Consider the following 22305-nt stretch of genomic DNA (forward strand, 5'->3'; position numbering starts at 1 on the left):
GGTTAATGATTGCAGTCGCTCCCATTTTATTTAACTCTTGTTTTATATTAATAATTGCTTAATACATCTTGGAGAATATTAGCAGCTTCCGTAAGATGTATATCGTTAGATAAAGTCTTTAAATATTGATTGTTTATAGTTTTTTCGTCTTTATTATATTCCAAGCGTTCTGCTGTAGATTTTGTATTCATTACCTTTAATAAACCCGAATTTTTAGAATTGAAATTACTGTAGGCTTGCCACATCCTCTTATAAGTTTCAGTATCCTCATAGATACCTTCTAGGGTTAATGGTACAATAGCTTTTCGGTTGATGACATGCTTTACCATTTTTTGGTTTATGGACTTAAGTTCTTTAAAAGCAACGTTTTTATTCGTTCTTGCTTCACTTTTTCTTTTTAGGTCAGCAATGCCATATCCTCTTAAGGGTATGTATGTCATTGTAGTATTTATAGTGTCATTTTCAATGGCATATTTATAGAATTTCTCTTCAGTTTTAAAATCATCATAAAAATCTGGAAGTTCTATATCTGGTATCACACCAATGGATTGATGACTTCTGCCAGTTATTCTATAAAATTTTTGAATTGACAGTCGTGCAAATCCTATATTTTCTTTATCATTTAAAGGAATGATTTGTTGCGAAGTCGCTTTTCCATGTGTACCACTTCCAACAATTACAGCTCTCTTGTAATCTTGCATGGCGCCTGCGAAGAATTCTGAAGCAGAGGCACTAAAATGGTCTTGTAAAACAATAATTGGTTTGTAGAATGCCATTCCACGATTTGGGTCTCTAACTGTAAACTGGCCATCTATTCTGTCTTTAGTTATTGCTACAGGACCTCTGTCTATAAATAGGCCTGTTAATTCTGCTGCTTCTTTCATTGAACCTCCGCCGTTATAGCGTAAATCAATAATAAGTCCTTCTATTCCTTCTCTTTGCAGTAAATACAATTGTTTTGAAACATCATTAGCAAGTCCCAGGCCATTAAAAGACTCTAAGTCTGTGTAAAAACTTGAAATTTTGATGTAACCTAACCGTTTTTCGCCTTCAATAATGTAACCTTTAACGGTATTATCTTCAACTTTTGTTTCTTCTTTTGAAAGCTTAATAGTTTTTACACTCCCGTCTTTCTTTTTTATTTTAAAGTTGACGTCATCATAGTCTTCGTTGTTTAAAAAGGCTACAACTGCATCATTAGATATGCAGTTAGTCTCTAAACTTGTGTTTTTATAATTTAGTACTAAGATTTCATCATTAACATCAAAATTACCATTCTTAAAGGCTGCACTACCGTTAGTTATATAGCCTATAATGATTTTACCATCATCATTTTTGTAGGTATCTATCCCAAAAGAAAACTGTGTATTGGAGATACCTTGTTCAAATAGTGACTTTTCTGAAGAGTTGAAGTAAGATGAATTTGGGTCTTGATAAGAGAGATAAGCATTTAAAAAAGATTCTTCTACAAACTGAAGAAGCCCGCCATCTCTGTTTTCAATTTCGTTAAGCACACAAATTTCATTCTCAATAACGGTTTGTCTGTACTTTAGTTCTAAGGTTTTAAAATTAGATTTTAAATTTTCGAGAACTGAATCTTGCTCCATGAGTTTAAAGATAAGCTCATAACGTACGCGCTTATTCCAATAGCGTTTTACAGAACTTTCATCTCTGAAGTAGGAGTCCACTTTTCCTGCATTAAAGTATAGGCTATCACTACCTGTGTAGTCTAATTTGGCATTAGAAAGTGCTTCTAAATATCCTTTAGACTCATTGATTCTAGACTTAAGGATTTTGGCATACTTACCAATAAAATTGCAATTTTTGTCTTTAATGTAGTCATCTATTTTAAGTCTATCAACGTTAAAAGCAGCAGTATCAGATTGTGTTAATAACCTTTTTTTTGGGTCAATAAGTTCAATAAACAAGTCGTAAACTCCAATAGAAAGGCTGTCATTTAGCTTTTTTGGCTTAAAGTGATAGGTGTCTACTAAGTTAGAGACAGCCTCAACTTTACCACAAAAAGAATCAGTCTGTGCTCCAGATTGAAAGTAGAAGCAGCACAAGACTAAACCGAGAAATTTGATAATAGAGTTTTGCAAGGGCTATTCGTCTTCAGGCTCAACAATACGCTCAATAGCCTGAGCTAATTTAAAATCTTTGTCAGTTACACCTCCAGCATCATGTGTAGATAAAGAGATTTTTAAAACGTTGTATACGTTAGTCCAGTCTGGGTGATGATTTAAAGCTTCGCACTCAAAGGCGATACGACTCATTGCACTGAAGCAATCTTTAAAGTTTTCAAATTCAAATTCAGCATGAAGTGCATTATCAAAATAGTCCCAATCTGGGAGATGCAGTAATCGTTTTTCTATAGTCGAGTCGTCTAATTTCATAGGCTAATTTTATGAAAAGGAAATTTAACAAATAATGTGGTTTAATCAAACCTATTTTTGAAGTTCTTCTAGAACTTTTTGACTTGTAATCTGAAGATGCTTTGGTAACGTATTGTATTTGGGTAGAACTGCCAAATAACGGTCATCATTAGTCGTATACACATTTTTGAAAGCCACTTTTGTCGGGAATAGACTAGCCACCAATTCTTGGATAAACTCATCGTGATGGACTAAATCTGTACTACCCAAATGAAAAATCCCATATTTATTACGATTAATAATGTAATGAATCTGTTGCGTCACTTTCTTGTCGAGAGTGACATTCATTATTAAGTTTGGGAAAATCTCAACAGCTTCTTTCTCTGAGATGAGTTGTTTTATTTCTTGTATTCTTGGACAGTTAGTGCCAAAAACCATAGGCATACGTAAAATTGCTACTTGACGCTTAGGCATACGCATGAGCATATTCTCAATTTTTATTTTGAAATGCCCATAAATACTATGACTTAAGGTTTTATCCGTTTCGTAGCTAGGGTATTTGCTGTAAGCATCAAATGCATTGGCTGATGATAGAAATATAATTTTTGAACCATGTTCTAAAGCATATTCTGCAACATGTGCGTGCGCTATAGTCTGTGCATGAAAATCGCCACGTAAAGCCGAAACGATGATATCTGGTTTTGTGGCTTCTAAAATGTCGTAGATGTCATCTTCTTCAACATTGTAGTGAAAAAAATGTTTGTTGTTTTCAAATTCTTTTTTAGGCGAAAAATAGGTGCCGTAGGTATTAAAATACATGCAGAGCTCCTTGTATATAGCGTTACCTAGATAACCACTAGCACCAAGAACCAAGATTCTATATTTCTTTTCTATCTTCTTCATTAATCTTACAACGCTAAGAACAGAAATTTAGCCTTTATAAAATGGTAATTTTACCACAGTAGCAGGAATTGCTTTTTTACGTATCTGAATATTAATTTTACTATCCACTGAAGCAAAGACACGCGGTACATAACCAAGACCTATACCAATACCTAAACTTGGACTCATGGTTCCAGACGTTACACGTCCAATAGTTTTACCAGACCCATCGACAATATCATAGGCGTTACGTGGAATGCCGCGCTCGTCCATCTTAAAGCCTACGAGTCTATTTTCTGGTTTACGCTCTTTTTCGGCTTGTAGTGCTTCACTATTGGTAAACGCTTTATTGAATTTACACACCCAGCTCAATCCCGCTTCAATAGGTGAAGTCGTGTCATCGATATCGTTACCATACAAACAATAACCCATTTCTAAACGAAGTGTATCTCTTGCTGCTAATCCGATAGGTTTAATGCCAAAATCGGTTCCAGCTTCCAAGACTTTATCCCAAATTTGTTTTACTTCAGTGTTCTTGCAATAAATCTCAAAGCCACCACTACCAGTATAACCTGTTGCCGAAATAATTACGTGTTCTATGCCTGCAAAATCACCAACGAGGAAATTGTAAAAATTGATTTCTGATAAATCATGACTAGATAGAGACTGCATTGCTTCTACAGCTTTTGGGCCTTGAATGGCAAGTAATGAATAATCTTCACTTAAATCGCGCATTTCGGCACCGACATCGTTTTTTGATGAAATCCAGTTCCAATCTTTTTCTATATTACTAGCGTTAACAACTAGAAGGTAGGTTTCATCTTTAATCTTGTAGATGATTAAATCGTCTACAATGCCGCCATCATCATTTGGTAGGCAACTGTATTGTGCTTTACCGACTTCTAATTTTGACGCATCATTACTAGATACTTTTTGTATTAAATCTAAGGCGTTTGGTCCTTCGATTAAAAACTCACCCATATGCGACACGTCAAAAACACCAACGGCGTTTCTTACAGTTTCATGTTCTATGTTTACGCCTTCGTATTGAACAGGCATATTGTAACCAGCAAAAGGAACCATCTTTGCACCTAAAGCTATATGAGTATCTGTTAATGCAGTATTTTTCATGATTTACGTTTCAAAATTTGAAACGCTAAATTAAGGATTTTTTTAAAGGAAGTGTATTTGAATTAAGAGATTGTTATAGGTAGTTTTTTGATTACATTTTATAAGTTGTATATGTGTGTTGTTGGTAGTATTTTTAAAAGACTGACCATAAAAAATATGCCATAACACACCAAAAAGTATAAAGACAACTCAAAAATGTACCTGCAATAAAAAAGAATAATCTAAATCTTTTGATACCAAGTCTGTTTTTCAAATAATACCAATCAAAGAGTTCAACTAAAGTTCCCAGCGAATAAAAAATGTTAGCTCCAATTCCTCAAATGATAACGCCAATAGTATCGTCAAATGTCCAGTCATAAGGGCTTTCTGCTAGCACATTAAATATAGACACTATACCGGATAGTCCTACTAGAACATTATATAGCCACCTCTTAGATTCCCACCACTTTATATTTATCTTTAATTCGTTTAAGGTCATTTTAAAATTAGCTGATACTAGTTATATGTGCGATTTGTAGTTAATGATACACTTTAAAGATAAAATCATTTTATAACTCTTCCAATTGCATGCGATAATCATACTGTAAGTCTTCATGAAATGCAGAGATTTTCTTCTCTATAGCTATAATCTGTCTTTGGTAAAGATTATCAAGGGTTCGGTTACGATGAATGTTAGGTTTTAAATCATTGAGGCGTTCGCAAAAGTAGAGGAGAAGTTCAATTTCAGTGGTTTTGGTAAGGCTGTAACGACTAAAGGTTTTTATCTGGCGCAGGATTTTTCGGATGGTTTTTTTCATGTAGAAATAGCTATCCGTATTCATACTTTCAAATTGCACGTCTAGGGTTTCTTTAATGCTTTCGATATAGCGGTCTTCATCGTGTGCTTGAAATAATAAATAGGTGAGCAGTTCCTTATTTTCCTTTTTAAATCGCCCTAAGCGGAGGCATAATTGTAATAAGTCTTCTTTAGGAAGATGTTGTAATTCTTTTTTTATGATAACAATAGATTCGGCCTTCATATTACAAATCTAAGGCTTTTAAAACTTTTGATTTGTAGGTTTGTCCTATAGGAATTTTATGTCCAGAAATCTGAATTTGATTACCCGAAAGTTGCTCCATTTTATTCAAATTAATACTAAACGATTTGTGGACTCTTATAAAATGAGTCGGTAATTGCTCAATAAAACCTGAAAATGTACTGTGTGTTACTATAGTTTTGTCTGCCAAATGCACTTTTACATAATCTCCAAAGGCTTCAATAACAGCAATGTCTGAAAAGAAGACTTTATGCAGTGCTTTATTTTCTTTAAGAATCAAGAAATCTTGTTTTGGCTGAAGTGCTTTTTCATTCAGAACTTTATTAATCGCCGTTAAAAACCGTTCGTAAGCAATTGGTTTTAAAAGATAGTCGGTAGCATTGACCTCAAAACCCTCTACAGCATATTGCGGATAAGCGGTAGTGAAAATTACAGCTGGCGGATGCTGCAAACTTTTATAAAAATCCAATCCGGTTTGTTTTGGCATATTAATATCTAAAAATAACAAGTCCACTGCTGAATTGAGTTGTAGATATTTAAAGGCTTCCGCAGTATTAATACAGGTTTGTTTAAGCTCTAAAACTTCGGTTTCCGAAACAAAATGCTGCAACACTTTTTGAGACGATAATTCGTCATCAACAATAATACAGGTTATGCGATTTTGGTTATTCATTCTTTAGATTCAGAGTGACTATAAAGGTTTGCGCTGTGTTTTCAATATTGAGTTTATGCCTATTTGGATAGACCAAATTTAGATTATTCTTCAAATTTTCTAAGCCTACGCCAGAATAGTTGTCGTCTATACTATGTTGATTAGTTCCATTTGAATTTTCGATTCTAAACATAAAATCATCACTTTTTTGAATAAACTCTATCTTAATTTTGTCCAAGATATTATCTTCAGAAAATCCATATTTATAGGCGTTTTCAATAAGTGGTAACAAAAGCATAGGATATATTTTGAAGCTCTCATCTTCGATATCTACAATGACATCAACCGTATTTTCTGAGTGTCCACGATATTTTTGAAACGAAATATAGTTGTGCAGTAATTCTAATTCGTCTTTAAGTGAAACACGCTCTGTGTCCGAATCGTAAATAATGTAACGTAGAATGTCCGAAAGTTCTACAATAGCAGTTTTTATATTCTCCTTTTTTTCTAATGCCATGGCGTAAATCACATTTAGCGAATTGAATAAAAAATGCGGATTTATCTGAGCTCGTAAGGCAGATAATTGTGTTTGTATTTGCTGATTTTGAAGTTTTAATAGCTTGTTCTCATTGGTGTTGTAATACAACCAGTCTTCAGCCAATTTAAGGAGCGTTGTTGCAATTAAAATAATGCCATAGGTTAAGTAAATATTGGTTTTAGACAAATAGGAGATAAAGAAATATTTAGAAAATAAAATATCTAGAATTGAATTAAAAAACTGTGCGTTTAGAAATGAAAACACACCAAAATTCAGAATAAAAAGCAGGATATATATGGCATAGCGTTCTTGTTTTAAAAACTTGGGTATTAGTATGTAAAAGTTGATGGAAACAGGAACTATTACCACGACTAAAAAGCCTAATGTGTATATATAATCTGCAGTAATTGGTATTTTACCTTTTGAAAAAATAAAGAGTAAAATAAGAAATGCCAAAAACCACAGTATGCCATTAAATAATAGCGGTCTGTGGTAATTGCTGCGTTGTAATATGGTTTTAATATTAAGGCTTTGCATTGTTTGGCTTTAATCTTCTAATATCATCATTATCCCATTTATCTTCAAAATCTGAGACCATAAATTTCTTTAGAAAATTATGCAGTTCCTCACTTGTGGCAGTTAAGACCAAATCTTCATCAATACCAGTTCTTTCGTGCTTAATGCGTAACCGTTTTTCAGTTATCAGTTTATTGACTGCCTTTTCTGATAACCATTTTAAAGTAAAGCCTTCATTTGTGATATCTACAAAAGCGGTAGAATGGGTTTTTAATAGGTGCTGCGCAACTAATTTATTTAAATCATCACTATCGTATTCAAAAGGCGTAAGGTCTATAAAAAGGTGTTCATCTACCATAAAGGGCATGGCGATAAACGAGGCTTCAGTATCTTTCTTTTTATACTTAATGTAATACCCATCTTTAAAGCGCTCAAAAGCCTCTTTTGATTCCTTAGACAGCGTTGTATTTGGGTCCGTTTCTTTTTCCCATTCGTCTTTAAACGAGCGAATATCCCATTGTCCGTTTTTATTATCTGTCCAATTGCCTACAAGCTTTCCTGAATAATTTATACTTGATTTTGTATAAAACGGCTGAATAGATTTTACTATACAAGAGCTAAATAGCAAAACACATAAACTCACTACTACTAATCTCGTTTTCATAATTTTTGATTTTAAAAGTTTATGCTAAACTCTTATAAAAGACAATGAGTTGCAACGTTTTTCGACAAACACGTTGCAACTCATGTCAAACACTTACTAAGTTATAAGTTCTAGCGTCCCTTTCTTCCGTCTACAGAGAATTTTCCAGGACCAGCTAAAAAGATAACCACAAAAGCAATTAAATATAACAATGCCATTTCTTTACGTGCTAATGGGTCACTACCGTGAACAATAAATGCTGCGACAGCCATTGTAATAGCCGCCGGAATTGCAGCAAACTTAGTTTTTATGCCAAAAATAATTAGTACTGGTGCTAATACTTCGCCAACAAGACAAAGGATTAAAGACGCCGTTGCACCAATACCTAATGGGTCTGCAAATTCAATGGGTCCGTTTAGTTTATCGAGTTTTGGGATACCATGATTTATTAGCATTAGTGCTGAGAATCCAACTCTATGGATTAATAACGCTAGGTCGTTGTAGTTTGTTTTCAAAATAGTGGGTGTTATTAATTAGTTATCGTCTAAATATAGACAGAAATAATAAACCTTCAAATTTTGAAGTTTTGAAATTATTTGTCCTACAATTAACCTCTATTCAAATAGATTTACGACTTTACCTTCGTCTTCTGGTTTAATAATCACTAATAATTTTTTAAAGCCTAGTGCGTTTTGTTTATATACTTTTGTGCCTACAGACCATTTTTCTTTACGTTTAGAGTTGGGCATCATTGGGAAACCGTAACCAAAATAACTACCGTCTGCTTTTGGGCCTTTAACTATAAATTGATTTCTGTTAGACGAATTGTTTTTTATTTTAAAAGATATCCACTTTATATCTTCTTTTTTCATCTTGTAATTTGAAGACGATTCTACCATGCCGCCAGACTTCGTTTTTATTTTATTGTCTTTTGGGAGTTGTGTATAAAGTAATTTTCCATCGTTTGAAACATCTGCCCATAAGTATTTGGTTGGATTAACTTTTATAGTCCCAGAATCCCAAAGATTTACAAAAACCTTTTCTGCCTCTATGTTTGATGCGTCTATTTGACCTATCTCTGTACCCAAACGCAGCTCTTTTGTTTTTCCTTCTATAATTACCTTACCAATATTGGCATTGACTCTTAAAATAGCATTGTTTACATTAGTAATTATGGTTTTGTCATGCGTATCGTGCACAACACGTTTTAGGTTGGGTGCACCAATTTTTATACTAATTTTTTGAGTAGGTGCAATCCATTTTAGCTGACTAAAGTGAATGGTGCCATCTACAATTTCTGTATCAATGTATTTAAATAGGTTAGACTCTGCGGTAATTTCCAAGCTTTCACTTGTAGAATTATCAATGGTAATATTGGCGTATAAATCTATTTTTATGGTTTCAACATTTTCAAACGGAAATGCTCGAGTTTCTACTTTTTTATTTCCTTTTATTTGTGCTAGACCTGTAAATCCTACAAGCATTAGCAATAAGCTTAACTTTTTCATTTTATGAATTATTTTTTTGTGGTTTTTGCCTCAGGAGTATTGAAAGTTGCTTCATAAGTGAAGTTTTCAGGCTCATATTCAAATTTTATCGAGCGATTTGGTTGATTTTGTAATTCATATTCGTCATTATTTACAAATTTGAATTTGATATCGTATTGCGCTGCTTGAAATTCAACTTTTGCTTCATAAATGCTGTCTTTGTTTTCATCTGTGAGCGGAACTAATTCTTTCCAAGCTGGACTTGTAAACTGACCTCTCACGCCTGGATTAGTAATATTCTCTAGACCTCTCATATCTACTTTAAATGTGATGGTTTTGAGATGTGTTTCTTGCACGCAACTTGTTATAAATAAGATTGCGATTAAAATTAAAAGTGATTTATAATTTTTCATGAGTTCTTTATTTTAAAGTTTAGTGTAACTGTAGGTGTTTCTTACAAATTTTTCATCGCTGTCTAGATATGAAACTTCTTTCGTCACAGTATATGTTGAATCCGTTAAAGTATGTGTGATAAACATATCGGCCTTTTTGCCATTATCTCTACTTTGGTAGCTGGTCACCAGAGTTTTGGTTCCGTTTTCTTCTTTAAAACTTAACACCTTCTCATTGCCAAAATAGGTGCCGTTCTTTTTGATTTTCACTGAACCTTTATGGTTTTTGCTCGGCTCGTAAGTGTATTGTACATTGGAGATTAATTTGTCACCTTCAATCTTAAACTGCATAGTAGCATCTATAGTTTCTTGTTTGCCAGATTGGTAGTCTTTGTAAGTTAAAGTGCCTTCCCAACTGGTATTGTTCATACTTTCAAAATCTGAAAGTGAAATGGTGTCTTGTGCGTTAATAGTTATTACTGCGAATAGTAAAGCGAATGTTGTAAATAGAGTTTTCATAATATATTGTTTTTTTAAATGATTATTTTAATTTTTTACTGATAAAAAAGTCAAGTCCAAAGCGTCCTGAACCCAATGTTAAGTTGTAAATCGCAACCCATAAAAAGCCCATTGCTGGTAGCATGTTCCAAGCTGGTCCATTCCATTTTTGTAGAAAAATTGCAACAAGCATGGTACACATAATTAAGAAAGAAGAGATACGCGTACCAATACCTAGAGCCAATAATATTCCGCCTACAGCTTCGCTAAAAGCGCCCATCCAAGCAAAAAAGACGGGGAACATAGCAAAGATACCGCCGTAAGCTTTAACGTCTTCCGGGAACCAGGCAGCGACTTCGAATAAGTTGAGATTTTGACTATCTGGCGTCCATGGCACACCAAATTTGTCAGCACCAAAACCAATAGAGAGTCCAATCCCGCATCCGAATCTGATAATAAAGAATACGAAATCTGAAAACCAGTTTTTCTGAACAGTAGGTGTAATTAAAAATTTGAGGAAAGTTTTTAAGCGTGTCATCGTATTTGTGTTTTAAGGGCTGACATACATCAGCGAGATTGATGATACAAATTTGCGACACAAACGCTCCCTGAACGACTTAAAGCGTACTAGAACGTCCTAAATACGATTTGAGACGTCTTATTTTAGTTGTGTTTTTAAATATTCGGTAGGAGAGAAGCTCGTTAGCTTTTTAAATACTCTATTGAAAGTAGCCTTGCTGTTAAAACCACATTCTTGAGCAATACCAAGTAAGGATAATTGTTGTTGCTTATTTTCTTTCAGCATAGTTTTAAACGCTTCAACACGATAGCCATTTACAAAATCGTTGAAGTTTTTGTTGTAGCCCGAATTTATAGTTTCGGAAAGTTGTCCTCTAGTCATGTTAGCCATTTTGGCTAAGTCTGATAAATTAAGCTCAGGATTTAAATAGGCTTTTTGTTCTACCATTAAATAATTTACCGTAGCAATATCGTTTTCAGAAACAGATTTATGCTCTATGTTATCTCTTTCCTCTGGAATCCCAATAGTTTTTGGAGAGAAGCTAAAGTCTAATTTATTCAGTTTTGTGGTGTCTGTAAAGTAACCTTTAATACCGACAAACAAGGTCACCAAGGCAGCCAAAAAGTTGAGCCACCAACGTTCTTGATATCCTAATTCCATAAAACGCGAACCAATAATATCTTGAACGGTACCGTAAAGAAATAGCGTGCTAAAGAGTATTAAGAAAGTTAAAATCCAATTAAGTTCTAGCTTATACGTATTTGAAAAATACTGCATAATCTTTTTACGGTAGCTATAAAATAGTTGAAACGTAAATGCTAAATACAGCAACATAAACGGAGGTTCTATGTAAGACATGATGCTTAAAATGTATTCCTCATCTAAGGAGATTTTAAGCACACCATTCTGCGTATCACTAAATCCAGGTTGCAGCGCATCATAAGTGTAAATTGAAAATCGGTAGACTACGAAAGCGATTGCCAAAGCAAAATGCCACCAATAGTTTTTTTTGAATTTAAAATTTGAAGTCGTTACAGACTTGACATACAAGTAAATTAATGGCGCTAATGCAATGCCAATATTTATAAGAAAGTAATTGATTTTTGTAGTTCTAAAAGCATCATACCAGCCCATAAATCCTAGAGTATAACAGGTCTGAGAGTATGAGGTAAGTAATAGAATGCATCCTAAAAACAAATCTGAAAGGTTACGCTTTTTAAAATACCTACCGAATAGAAGGCATACAAAAACAAGGCCTTGCAAAGCCAAAATTAAAAGCGGTAAACTCCAACGGTTAAAATCTGGAAACATTCTGTGTTTAATTTAAAACCTAAATGTATCTATTTTATGAGAGAATTGAAAAATGAATACGGCTCAAATTGTTTCAAAGGCAAACTACAGGAAAAATTCCATCAATTTTCGCAATAACGTTCATAATCATCAGCTATTTTTCTAAAAGCTTTTCCGCTTCTTGGAAAGTAATCCCCATTTTGAGCATTTTCAACAATTTTTGGACAGGTTTTAAAAAAGCGTTTTACAGATTTTTTAAAAGCTTTATGGTTATTATAATTTAGAAAATAGGTGTCGCTTTCATAAACTGGTTTTTCTGTCTTTTGAAAGTAAACTATCTGTGAAGTTGCGTAATAATTTGAACTTATATCTTTAAAAATTCGAGCTTTGCTATTTTCATAATATAACGTACGCAGACTATTGGCTATAGCACCTTTTATATTTCTTAAGAAGAACACCTGTATAGTATCGTCTATAGCATAATTTGTAGTTAATATTCTTTTTTTCTGAATAGAATCTAAATTAGGGTCTAAATCAAGCATTCTAAAAGATAAGTCTTTGAGCTTTGAAGTATATATTGTTGCAGATTTTACTTTTACATCTTTCCAGCCTTTAACAAGGCTTTCATTCGGCTTTTCCTTTACAAATACAATTGATTTGGCATCTATAGGGTTAACAAAACCAAAACCTGATACTGTTTCATTATTAACAGATGTATAGGTCAATGAATCAAAAGCAATTCTAGGTTGTTCTTTTTTTAGACTTCTACTCGTAATATAGAATTGTGCATGTAGTTTGTTTGTGTAACTAAGAAGTATTAACGTAATAAATAATAGACTGTAAATGTTTATTGACCTTCTGCGCATAAAATTGTTCTTTACTATTTTTTATCAATATTAATAAATGATTCTTAATTAATAAAATGAGCTGTACACATAATTTTTACTGTGTCTTGACGGTTACAAGCCTTTAATTAGATTGCAATTATTCTTGAGTTGTTTCTGTTACCAACTTTGCAATAACTCCATTTTCAGCTGTGTGTTTACTATATTCATTAGTACCTCTTATATGATTTTTGGAAGGATGTTTTACTCTTCTAATAATTTACGCATGGACTTATGACGTATTCTGTCTAAGTCCTTAGTTTCATATGGTATTTCTTTAAGTATATATTCAAATGCAGCAATACGAGCATTGGTTTTTCTATTAGCTTTTATAATTTTCCAAGGTGCGTATTGTTGTGTGTTTTTAAACATAGCTTCTTTGTACGTTGTATACTCATCCCAAAGAGATAATGCACGTCTGTCTACTGCACTATATTTCCATTTTTTAATAGGAGAACTAATAATATCTTTAAATCGACGTTCTTGTTCGGCTTTAGTAATAGAAAAGTAGAGTTTTAGTAGATAAATACCAGAGTCTTGAATCATTTGTTCAAACTCGTTCACTTGTTTCATAAAAATATCATACTCTTTTTTGGTACAAAACTCATTTACGGGCTCTACTACAGCACGGTTATACCAACTACGGTCAAAGAATACAATTTCGCCATTGTTTGGTAGCCTATTGATGTAGCGTTGAAAATACCATTGTCCTTGCTCAGTTTCATTAGGTTTAGGTAAAGCTACAACTCTAATAGCTCTTGGCGGAAGATGTTGTATAATACGACGTATGGCTCCACCTTTTCCGGCTGCATCTCGTCCTTCAAAAAGAATAACAACTTTTTTATTGTTTTTAGCAACCCATTGCTGAAGTATTAGCATTTCTTCTTGCAAACGAGACAAGCGTTTTTCGTACTTAACATTGCGTATAGCTTTATTAGTATCTAATCGATTTAGCCTTAACAGTGCTTCTAATCCCTCTTTTGAATTGATAATTTTTAAATCTTTTTCTATCATGATAAAGAGTTTAACGGTCTAATTGAATTGTATTTCTAAAATAGCGCTGTACTACATTTGGGTCTGGTAAAATTGTTTTGCAGTTTTTGCCTTTATTATCGTAGTCAAAAAGACTTAAAACATATTTTATACTCTCAAGTCGTGCTTGTTTTTTGTTATTTGATTTTACAATAACCCATGGCGAAAACGAATTATGTGTCCTAGAAAACATTTGATTTTTATAAGTTGAAAAATCATCCCATAATTCTTGACCTTTTTCATCTACAGGACTAAATTTCCATTTTTTCAATGGATTATTTAATCGTTTTTCAAAACGCCGTTGTTGCTCTTCTTTAGATACGGAAAACCAAAACTTTATAATTGTAGTACCAGATTCATGAAGCATGTTTTCAAACTCAGGTACTTGTATCATAAATCGATTATATTGTTTTTTATCACAAAATCCCATGACAGGCTCAACAACAGCGCGATTATACCAACTACGGTCAAAAAATACAATTTCTCCTGCGTTTGGTAATTCTTTAATGTAGCGATTAAAGTACCATTGATTTTTTTCTACTTCTGTAGGTTTGTTTAAAGCTACAATCCGCATAGCTCTAGGGTTTAAATGTTCTTTAAAGCGCTTAATTGTACCACCTTTTCCAGAAGCATCTCTGCCTTCAAAAATGATGGCTATTTTTTTATTTTCTTTCTGAACCCAGCGCTGAAATTCAACCAACTCTGCTTGAAGTGGTAGTAGTTCTTGTTCGTATTCAAATTTCTCAAGAGCAGATTTATAAATCGGATTATGTTCTTTATTTGCTGTTAAGTATGCAACTAAATCTGTATTTGTTTTTAGAGTTTTTAAGAGTTCTTCTGTAAGCATATATTTAGTTGAGTATGTGATATAGAAATTAAACTTACTATAATTAGAAATAATGGTATATGATAAAAATCATAATGACTTTATAAAAAACAAAAAACCTTCTTTTTTAGAAGGTTTTTTATATTATACAAGAAATAAACTTATCTCAGCTTAGGAAAATCCGTAGGATTTGCCTCGTGCATCACATTGTAAATCGCTTCAAAAATATCTTCTACAGATGGTTTGGAAAAATAATCGCCGTCTGTACCATAAGCTGGTCTATGCGGTTTTGCCGCTAACGTTTTTGGTTGACTGTCTAAATGTTTGTAGGCGTTCTGTTTGTTTAGTATTTCGTCTAAAATATATGCGGAAGCTCCACCAGAAACATCCTCGTCAATCACCATTAAACGATTGGTTTTAGAAACACTTTTTACGATATCATGGTTAACATCAAAAGGTAGTAACGATTGTACGTCAATAATTTCGGCATTAATACCAACTTCTTGCAATTCTTTTGCAGCCTGCTCAACTAGGCGCAGTGTTGAGCCGTAAGATACTAAAGTAATGTCTTCACCTTCTTTAATTGTTTCTACCACACCTATTGGTGTTTTAAACTTTCCAATGTTGTTTGGCATCTTTTCTTTAAGACGGTAACCGTTGAGACATTCTACAACTAAAGCAGGCTCATCACTTTCTAAAAGTGTATTGTAAAATCCAGCGGCTTTAGTCATATTTCTTGGTACAAGCACATGGATACCACGCACTAAATTAAGAATACCACCCATTTGTGAGCCAGAATGCCAAATACCTTCTAAACGGTGACCACGTGTTCTTACAATTAGTGGTGCTTTCTGGCGCCCTTTTGTACGATAATGTACGGTTGCCAAATCGTCACTCATTAATTGTAACGCATACAAGATATAATCTAAATATTGTATCTCTGCAATTGGGCGCAAACCACGCATGGCCATTCCAATTCCTGAACCTAAAATAGTGGCTTCTCTAATCCCAGTATCTGCTACTCGAAGTTCGCCATACTTAGCTTGTAGACCTTCTAGTCCTTGGTTTACATCACCAATATGTCCGGCATCTTCACCAAAAATCAACGCTTCTGGGTAATTGCCAAAAATAGCATCAAAATTATCTCTTAAGACGAGACGACCATCAACCTCTTCAGCATTTGTATCGTAAGTTGGTAACACTTCAGTTTGGTTCAATGCTTTCTTCTCCGAATGGCTTAATAGATGTGAGCTGTATTTTGGCTGAATTGTTTCGATATAACTATTTATCCAATTTTGAAGCTCAGTTTTTTCTGAAGAACTTTCTGAAACTACATAACGTAAGGCTTTACGTGTTGCTGATAATATATCTTTACGAATTGGCTCATCTATTGAGGCTAAATCGTTTTTAAGTTTGGTAATGAAAACACCGTTAGCACTAGAGTTAGCAACGCGGTCTAATAAAGAAACGGCTTCGTCTCTTTCAGCTTTTATAGGGTTTATAAATGCAGACCAAGCGGCTTTTTTACCATCTCTTACGGCTTTTTTAATATCTTTTTCGATGGCTTTTAACGCCTCGTCAGTGGCGATGTTATTCTCTATCATCCAAAGACGCATTTGTGCGTTACAGTCGTATTCTGCTTCCCAAGCTAAACGCGCTTCGTCTTTGTAACGCTCATGAGAACCAGAGGTTGAATGTCCTTGCGGCTGTGTTAATTCTTTTACGTGAATCATCACAGGCACATGCTCTTTGCGTGCTACTTGTGCCGCACGTTGGTAGGTGTCAATTAACTCAGCATAGTTCCAACCATTAACTCGGAAGATTTCATATCCATTTCCGTTTTCATCACGTTGAAAACCTTTTAATATTTCAGAGATATTTTCTTTAGTGGTTTGGTGTCTTGCATGTACAGAAATACCATATTCATCATCCCAAATGCTAATTACCATTGGTACTTGTAAAACCCCAGCTGCATTTATAGTTTCAAAAAACAAACCTTCACTTGTACTAGCATTACCAATAGTTCCCCAAGCGACTTCGTTTCCTTCTTTAGAAAATTTAGTGGTATCAATACCTTTTACATTTCGGTATATTTTAGAAGCCTGTGCTAGACCCAAAAGTCTTGGCATTTGCCCGGCAGTAGGAGAGATGTCTGCACTCGAGTTTTTCTGCTCTGTGAGATTTTTCCATTCGCCATTTTCATCTAAACTGTGCGTTGCAAAGTGTCCGCCCATTTGGCGACCAGCAGACATAGGCTCATCTTCTAAGTTAGTATTGGCATATAAGCCTGCAAAAAACTGCTCAATGGTTAGCTCACCAATAGCCATCATAAAGGTTTGGTCTCGGTAATACCCAGAGCGGAAGTCTCCATTTTGAAACGCTTTTGCCCAAGCAATTTGTGGTACTTCTTTACCGTCTCCAAAAATCCCGAATTTAGCCTTTCCTGTTAATACTTCGCGACGGCCTAGAAGGCTACACTCACGACTGGTCACTACAGTTTTGTAATCATTTAAAACTTCAGCTTTAAAATCTTCAAACGTAATCTCAGTTTTCGTATTTGTATTTGGCTTCATAAATTGAATTTTTAGGTCTCACAAAAGTAAGATATCTTTGGAAGCTACGCAATGTCAAAAAGTGTTATAATTTTGAATTATTCTTCGTAATTTTGAAATAATTTACAAATTCTTCAAAAAAAGAATAAAATTTAACATTTCAGTAAGAATATGTTAATACCATTTGCGTCTAAATAACCCTAGAAGTACTTGAGGGTCAACAGTAAACATAAAGCGGATTTTTTGGTCATAGCCAGGTTGAGCAATTTCCCAACCATTATTGGAATACAACGGTAAGAATATCTCAAAATAGTCTTCGACTAAATTTAGACGAATACCAGAATCGTAAACAAATTTTGCACTACTAAACTTATTCTTAACAAAACCTGCATCACCATAAAGTTGAATATATCGCCAAATGGAGGTACTAAAGTTAGCAGTGGCCATCCATTGATTGGCAAAAGCTGTATCGAGTTGCGATTTAAAGCCACCTTCTGCTATAATGATTTGCTGACTAAATATTCCTGACGCTTCAGAACGCCCCAAATAATTAAAATCGAATAAGTAATCCGTTGGACGGTCTAATGCAAAACTGAAAAAGTTAGAAGATGGGTCTGTATTGTTCTTTAGAAATGTACCTGCAAATAATCTAAGATTATAATTGCGATTCTTTTTTGTGAGTTTTCTGAACTCATAATTTAGGGCAATCTTACTAAAGTTACTTGCCACTTGGAAGTCTGCAAAAAATCTTGAAAAGTTAATAATTCCTGGACTAGAATGCACATATCTTAAGTTAAGGACGCTATAATCTGGCTCTGTTTCTAATTCTTCTAGGATAGCATCTGGCCCAATAGTTCTAGCAATATCTACGTAACGTAACCTTATAGTATGTCTTTTGTCAGACCTTAAGTCGTCTTTATCTCTAAACCCAAAGGTGACACTAGGTCTAATACGTCTAAAGAAAGCATCTTGCGCAAAAGATTGGTAACTGGCATCTATTCCGTATGAGACATTAAATAAATTGGTGTCTTCTAGATTATGGGTGTAAAATATATTTCCTGAACCGGTAATCGATTTTGAATTAAAAGCATATTGCGGAGAAAATCTATAATTTAAACGCTTTCGGAGAATGGTTTTGTTATATACTTTGGCACCTAGTGTAAATCCGTCATAGATGTTTTTAAACTCTGCAAGCGGCATTAAAAATACTTGGTTGTAGTATGGGTCTTCAACATCTTTGAATAACCTAAACTGAAGTGGTTTTGACCAAAATGAAGAACCATTGGTAGACTTGTAATTATCACGTTGGTTAAATTCTGGCACGACATTGTCATAGTCTAAAACCAAACGCTCTGTATCGTAATTTGGGATTTTAAGTGTTTTAGAAGTACCTACACTGTCTATCCAAATTTTATTAACTACTGAATCGTTTTTTAAGCTAAATAAAGAAATAGGCATGGAATTATCACGCTTATTCTTAATAGTGAGCTGAATAGAATCTTCAGTAGCGCTAACTTTGGTAAGCTTAAAATCTATTTTCTTTCTGGTATTGATATAATCTGTAAAGAACCAATCTATATCTTTTTCGGTTTTAGATTTTAAAAAAGTTTCAAAAGCACTTGTATTAACCTTTGTTAATTTACGTCTTTCAAGATAGTCTTTAGCTAAACTTCTAAAATCCATATCAATGGCATATTCGTCTAAGTAGTTGAAACCTACACCAGTTTTATATCGTCCAGCTATATTAGCGTTGAACTTTGTCAAAGAATCTTTTGAAGTTGTGATGGCTTGGTCATTATTTTTTCTAGCCACTTCCATAGAATAGAGGAAGTATTTGGCATTATAATCTAAATCTGCAATATGAAATGAACGTATGCCCCAAACTTTAGCTAAAGTTCCCAATAGTTTGCTATCTGGGTAGTAATCCTCAACATATTTCATTAAAAAATAGATAATTAGGCCATCATTGAGCCAATGGTCCTTACGAGGATTTACTAAGTGTGTGTTGTAGATGTATTTGTTCAATGCAGTTTTTAATAGCTTTAATTCGTATTGAAAACCGCTTTTAAAAGGTCTTAAAAAACTTGGTAATTGGTTGAGACCATAAAGTGGATTCTTGTTGTAATCTATTTGGCTTACCAATAAACGCTCATGTGGATACTCACCAAGATTATCGGTTAGAAATTTAGTTACTCTATCTGTAATTATAGCTTTGTCTTGTGGAGATAAACCTTTTTCAACAATATCTGAAACTAAGGTGAAATCGTCTGTAGTGACTTGGTTAAACGCCTTCAGTTTATTCAGCGAAAGATAAGTGTCAACACGGTCATTACCTTTTAGAGTTACTGTTTTTAAATCAGATTCAATTTCTTCTACTGTATTTAATTCTGAAGTTAGATAGAATTCTTTTGGGAAAGTTAGTTTTATGCTAACGTCCGACTTTGGTATATATAAATCATCTAAATTTTTATTACTGTAATACTGCCAATTTCCATCATACACAGCAGGTGTGAGATACCAATATTTAAGTTCTAAATTACCTGAATTGGTATAACCATAATCTGTAAAAGAGGCATCAGGCAATTTAATAACATAATTGAGCTCAATGCTATAAGACTCATTTGGTAATAGCGGATTTGCTAGCGTTACTTTTAAGACATCTATTTGATTCTCTAGATGATTATTGCTAAGTGTGTTCCCTTTACTATCTGTAATTTTTGAAATCGTAGTAAAGCCTCTTTGTCTGTCTTTTGCTAAATGAAATTTGGTGCTAAACTCTTCTTCAAATCGCTTGGCTAAAGCTGTAGATTTTGTAGCGTAACTATTATTCCAATCGCTTAGAAACACTTCTCTTAGCGTATCATTTGACGCGTTTTGATAAACTATAGTCTGTTTAATGTTTATGGTGCGTTCTTCAGGATTAACGTTACCTTCGACTGATATCTTGTTTTGACTATACCCTACAGCTGAAAAAACACAAAGTAAAAATGATATGATTTTCAATTTAATCAACGTGCAATAATAAATTTAACAGGGTTGATATTAGTATCAGAAAATCTTAAGTAATAAATACCATTGCTTAAAGAAGAAACATCAATGGTCTCTTGTAAATTAGTATTTGTTCTTTTAGCTATGATTTGCTGACCAATGGCATTGTAAATACTGAATGTTTTGTTGCGGAGTAGTGGAGAGCTTAGCTTTAAAACAAGTTGATATTTTACAATATTTTTTTCTAAAATTTTTATTTCAGTTGCATTTACCACTTCGGTACTTAATAGTTGGTCATCGATTTCAACTTCCATAACAACAGGAAGGTGATCACTAAAATTATGTAATGCTTCCCTTAGGTTGAATGTATAACCTGTATTATTATCTGGGTTTCCGCTATCTGCTCCTTCAGCACAATCTATTGAGTTTATGGCGCGATTAAAACAATCGGTTTCTTTATTATTACCATATGCTTCGTAGCTGTTAGTTACATATCTTAAATTGTTTGATGAATTTAAGAGATTGGTAGAACTTAAGAGGAAATCGAAACGGTCATCAAATCCGCCAGCTGCACCACCAAGCCCAAATGTAGTACGTGTAGACTGCGTAAACACGTCTACGAATTGACTTCCTGTATCACTCCACTCTCCAACTCTGTTTACAGGGTCTACAAATGGAATATTGTTGCTAGTATCTACTAATAATTGAAATGCAGGTTCAGAAGCGCGGTAAAGATTTAAATCACCACCAAAAATTACGTTGCTATTTGCAGGAATGGTACTTAAATAGTCATCAAGTTCTTCAACCATTAATAGTCTTTTTTGGGCGTCTTCTGGAGAATCAGAAGCTTTTAAATGTCCAACGATTATGTAAGCCTCAATTGGGTTAGAAGCTTTGTCTACAGTATTAAAGAGAATTTTGTAAACGTTAAAGTCTCTAATATTGGTTTGTACAATAACTTCATCTGTTATACTTAACTTGGTTTTATTGTAATAGAACAAACCATGTAAACCATCAGCTCCAGGCGGTTCAAAATCTGAGGTATTGGATACAAAAGTTGCCGATTCATAATCTGAACTAATAATATTCTGAGCAATACTTAAGACAGAATTAGCTCCTGTTTCATTATTCAACTCACAGACTAAAAGCAAATCTGGTTGGTAACTTCCTAAGATAAACTCGAGATTATCTTCTCTGTTTGGAAGCGTATTTTCTAATGGGTAATTAAGAAGATTGTAAAACATCACTTTAAATGTTTCTTGAGCATAACCACAAAAACCAAATAAAAGTACAATCCCAAATCCTATAATCTTCTTTTTCACAGTTTTTGTTTAGAAATTAGGGCTTAATTCAGATTTTTCGTAGAAGTTGTTTAGTATACTCACAACTTCGTCTGCTGTGTCTACTACATGAATCAAATCAATATCTTTTGGACTAATATTACCTTCGGTAAGTAATGTGTTTTTAATCCAATCGACTAATCCACCCCAAAATTTAGTTCCAACCAAAACAATAGGGAAGGTGTCTATTTTATGAGTTTGTATTAGGGTGATAGCTTCAAACAATTCATCGAGAGTACCAAAGCCACCGGGCATAACTACAAAACCTTGGGAGTATTTTACGAACATAACCTTACGAACAAAGAAATAATCGAAATCTAAGCTCTTATCAGAATCTATATAGGGATTATCGTGTTGCTCAAAAGGTAATTCTATATTTAAACCAACAGATGTCCCACCAGCAATGTGTGCACCTTTGTTACCAGCCTCCATAATACCAGGTCCACCACCAGTGATAACACCATAACCACTATCTACAATCTTACTAGCAACCTCTTCAGCTAATTTGTAATATTCATGGTCTGGTTTTGTACGTGCCGACCCAAATATTGAAACACAAGGCCCAATTTTACTCAGTTTTTCATACCCATTTACAAATTCTCCCATGATTTTAAAAATCGCCCATGAGTCGTTTGTTTTTATTTCGTTCCAGCCTTTATAGTGTTTTTCTTTTCTCATTTATTTTGATTGTTAAGTTGATTCAGTTCTAGCTCTTTTGAAAG

General features: G+C 33.8%; 21 protein-coding genes. All 21 read right to left on the reverse strand.

Annotated features, from left to right (window positions below):
• Positions 1-47 precede the first annotated feature (47 nt).
• Positions 48-2102 (reverse strand): carboxy terminal-processing peptidase, encoded by a 2055-nt coding sequence (locus BUB95_RS10960; RefSeq protein ID WP_143185597.1) that lies wholly within the window; start codon positions 2100-2102, stop codon positions 48-50.
• Between the two features lie 3 nt (positions 2103-2105).
• The gene (locus BUB95_RS10965) at positions 2106-2396 is read right to left on the reverse strand and encodes a 4a-hydroxytetrahydrobiopterin dehydratase (protein ID WP_073086398.1); all 291 of its coding nucleotides are present in this window, start codon (positions 2394-2396) and stop codon (positions 2106-2108) included.
• Positions 2397-2447: 51 nt separating this feature from the next.
• On the reverse strand, positions 2448-3278 hold the full coding sequence (locus BUB95_RS10970; protein WP_073086400.1) for a sugar nucleotide-binding protein: 831 nt from the start codon (positions 3276-3278) through the stop codon (positions 2448-2450).
• A 27-nt stretch (positions 3279-3305) separates the two neighbouring features.
• Positions 3306-4388, reverse strand: coding sequence for a glycine cleavage system aminomethyltransferase GcvT (gcvT, locus tag BUB95_RS10975; RefSeq protein ID WP_073086402.1), 1083 nt, complete (start codon positions 4386-4388; stop codon positions 3306-3308).
• Positions 4389-4936: 548 nt separating this feature from the next.
• The gene (locus BUB95_RS10985; protein WP_073086404.1) at positions 4937-5407 is read right to left on the reverse strand and encodes a hypothetical protein; all 471 of its coding nucleotides are present in this window, start codon (positions 5405-5407) and stop codon (positions 4937-4939) included.
• 1 nt (position 5408) lies between these two features.
• Positions 5409-6098 (reverse strand): LytR/AlgR family response regulator transcription factor, encoded by a 690-nt coding sequence (locus BUB95_RS10990; protein ID WP_073086406.1) that lies wholly within the window; start codon positions 6096-6098, stop codon positions 5409-5411.
• Entirely contained in the window at positions 6091-7152 is a 1062-nt protein-coding gene (locus BUB95_RS10995; protein ID WP_073086408.1) for a sensor histidine kinase, read from the reverse strand. The genes BUB95_RS10990 and BUB95_RS10995 overlap by 8 nt, the downstream gene beginning before the upstream one ends.
• Positions 7139-7795, reverse strand: coding sequence for a hypothetical protein (locus BUB95_RS11000; RefSeq protein WP_073086410.1), 657 nt, complete (start codon positions 7793-7795; stop codon positions 7139-7141). Before BUB95_RS11000 ends, BUB95_RS10995 begins: the two co-directional genes overlap by 14 nt.
• A gap of 110 nt (positions 7796-7905) precedes the next feature.
• Entirely contained in the window at positions 7906-8289 is a 384-nt protein-coding gene (locus tag BUB95_RS11005) for a DoxX family protein (protein ID WP_317048461.1), read from the reverse strand.
• Between the two features lie 99 nt (positions 8290-8388).
• Positions 8389-9282, reverse strand: a complete 894-nt coding sequence (locus BUB95_RS11010; RefSeq protein ID WP_143185598.1) for a GIN domain-containing protein — start codon at positions 9280-9282, stop codon at positions 8389-8391.
• An 8-nt stretch (positions 9283-9290) separates the two neighbouring features.
• Complete coding sequence (locus BUB95_RS11015; protein ID WP_073086416.1) at positions 9291-9674, reverse strand: hypothetical protein; 384 nt, start codon at positions 9672-9674, stop codon at positions 9291-9293.
• 12 nt (positions 9675-9686) lie between these two features.
• Positions 9687-10172 carry a hypothetical protein gene (locus BUB95_RS11020; protein ID WP_073086418.1) on the reverse strand — a complete coding sequence of 162 codons (486 nt, stop codon included), beginning with the start codon at positions 10170-10172 and terminating at the stop codon, positions 9687-9689.
• Between the two features lie 22 nt (positions 10173-10194).
• On the reverse strand, positions 10195-10689 hold the full coding sequence (locus BUB95_RS11025; protein ID WP_073086420.1) for a DoxX family protein: 495 nt from the start codon (positions 10687-10689) through the stop codon (positions 10195-10197).
• A gap of 120 nt (positions 10690-10809) precedes the next feature.
• Positions 10810-11982 (reverse strand): helix-turn-helix domain-containing protein, encoded by a 1173-nt coding sequence (locus tag BUB95_RS11030; protein ID WP_234969260.1) that lies wholly within the window; start codon positions 11980-11982, stop codon positions 10810-10812.
• A 101-nt stretch (positions 11983-12083) separates the two neighbouring features.
• Positions 12084-12827, reverse strand: coding sequence for a hypothetical protein (locus BUB95_RS11035; RefSeq protein ID WP_073086421.1), 744 nt, complete (start codon positions 12825-12827; stop codon positions 12084-12086).
• Between the two features lie 222 nt (positions 12828-13049).
• Positions 13050-13859, reverse strand: a complete 810-nt coding sequence (gene ppk2, locus BUB95_RS11040) for a polyphosphate kinase 2 (RefSeq protein WP_073086423.1) — start codon at positions 13857-13859, stop codon at positions 13050-13052.
• A 10-nt stretch (positions 13860-13869) separates the two neighbouring features.
• Positions 13870-14724 (reverse strand): polyphosphate kinase 2, encoded by an 855-nt coding sequence (gene ppk2, locus BUB95_RS11045; RefSeq protein ID WP_073086425.1) that lies wholly within the window; start codon positions 14722-14724, stop codon positions 13870-13872.
• Between the two features lie 140 nt (positions 14725-14864).
• Positions 14865-17276: an alpha-ketoacid dehydrogenase subunit alpha/beta gene (locus BUB95_RS11050; protein WP_073086427.1), complete on the reverse strand. Its 2412-nt coding sequence runs from the start codon at positions 17274-17276 to the stop codon at positions 14865-14867.
• Positions 17277-17429: 153 nt separating this feature from the next.
• On the reverse strand, positions 17430-20267 hold the full coding sequence (locus BUB95_RS11055; protein WP_083573371.1) for a gluzincin family metallopeptidase: 2838 nt from the start codon (positions 20265-20267) through the stop codon (positions 17430-17432).
• Positions 20264-21565, reverse strand: coding sequence for a T9SS type A sorting domain-containing protein (locus BUB95_RS11060; protein WP_143185599.1), 1302 nt, complete (start codon positions 21563-21565; stop codon positions 20264-20266). Before BUB95_RS11060 ends, BUB95_RS11055 begins: the two co-directional genes overlap by 4 nt.
• Before the next feature lie 9 nt (positions 21566-21574).
• Entirely contained in the window at positions 21575-22261 is a 687-nt protein-coding gene (locus BUB95_RS11065) for an LOG family protein (protein WP_073086431.1), read from the reverse strand.
• Between the last annotated feature and the right edge of the window lie 44 nt (positions 22262-22305).

This window comes from Winogradskyella jejuensis, from assembly GCF_900129745.1.
Lineage (GTDB): Bacteria > Bacteroidota > Bacteroidia > Flavobacteriales > Flavobacteriaceae > Winogradskyella > Winogradskyella jejuensis.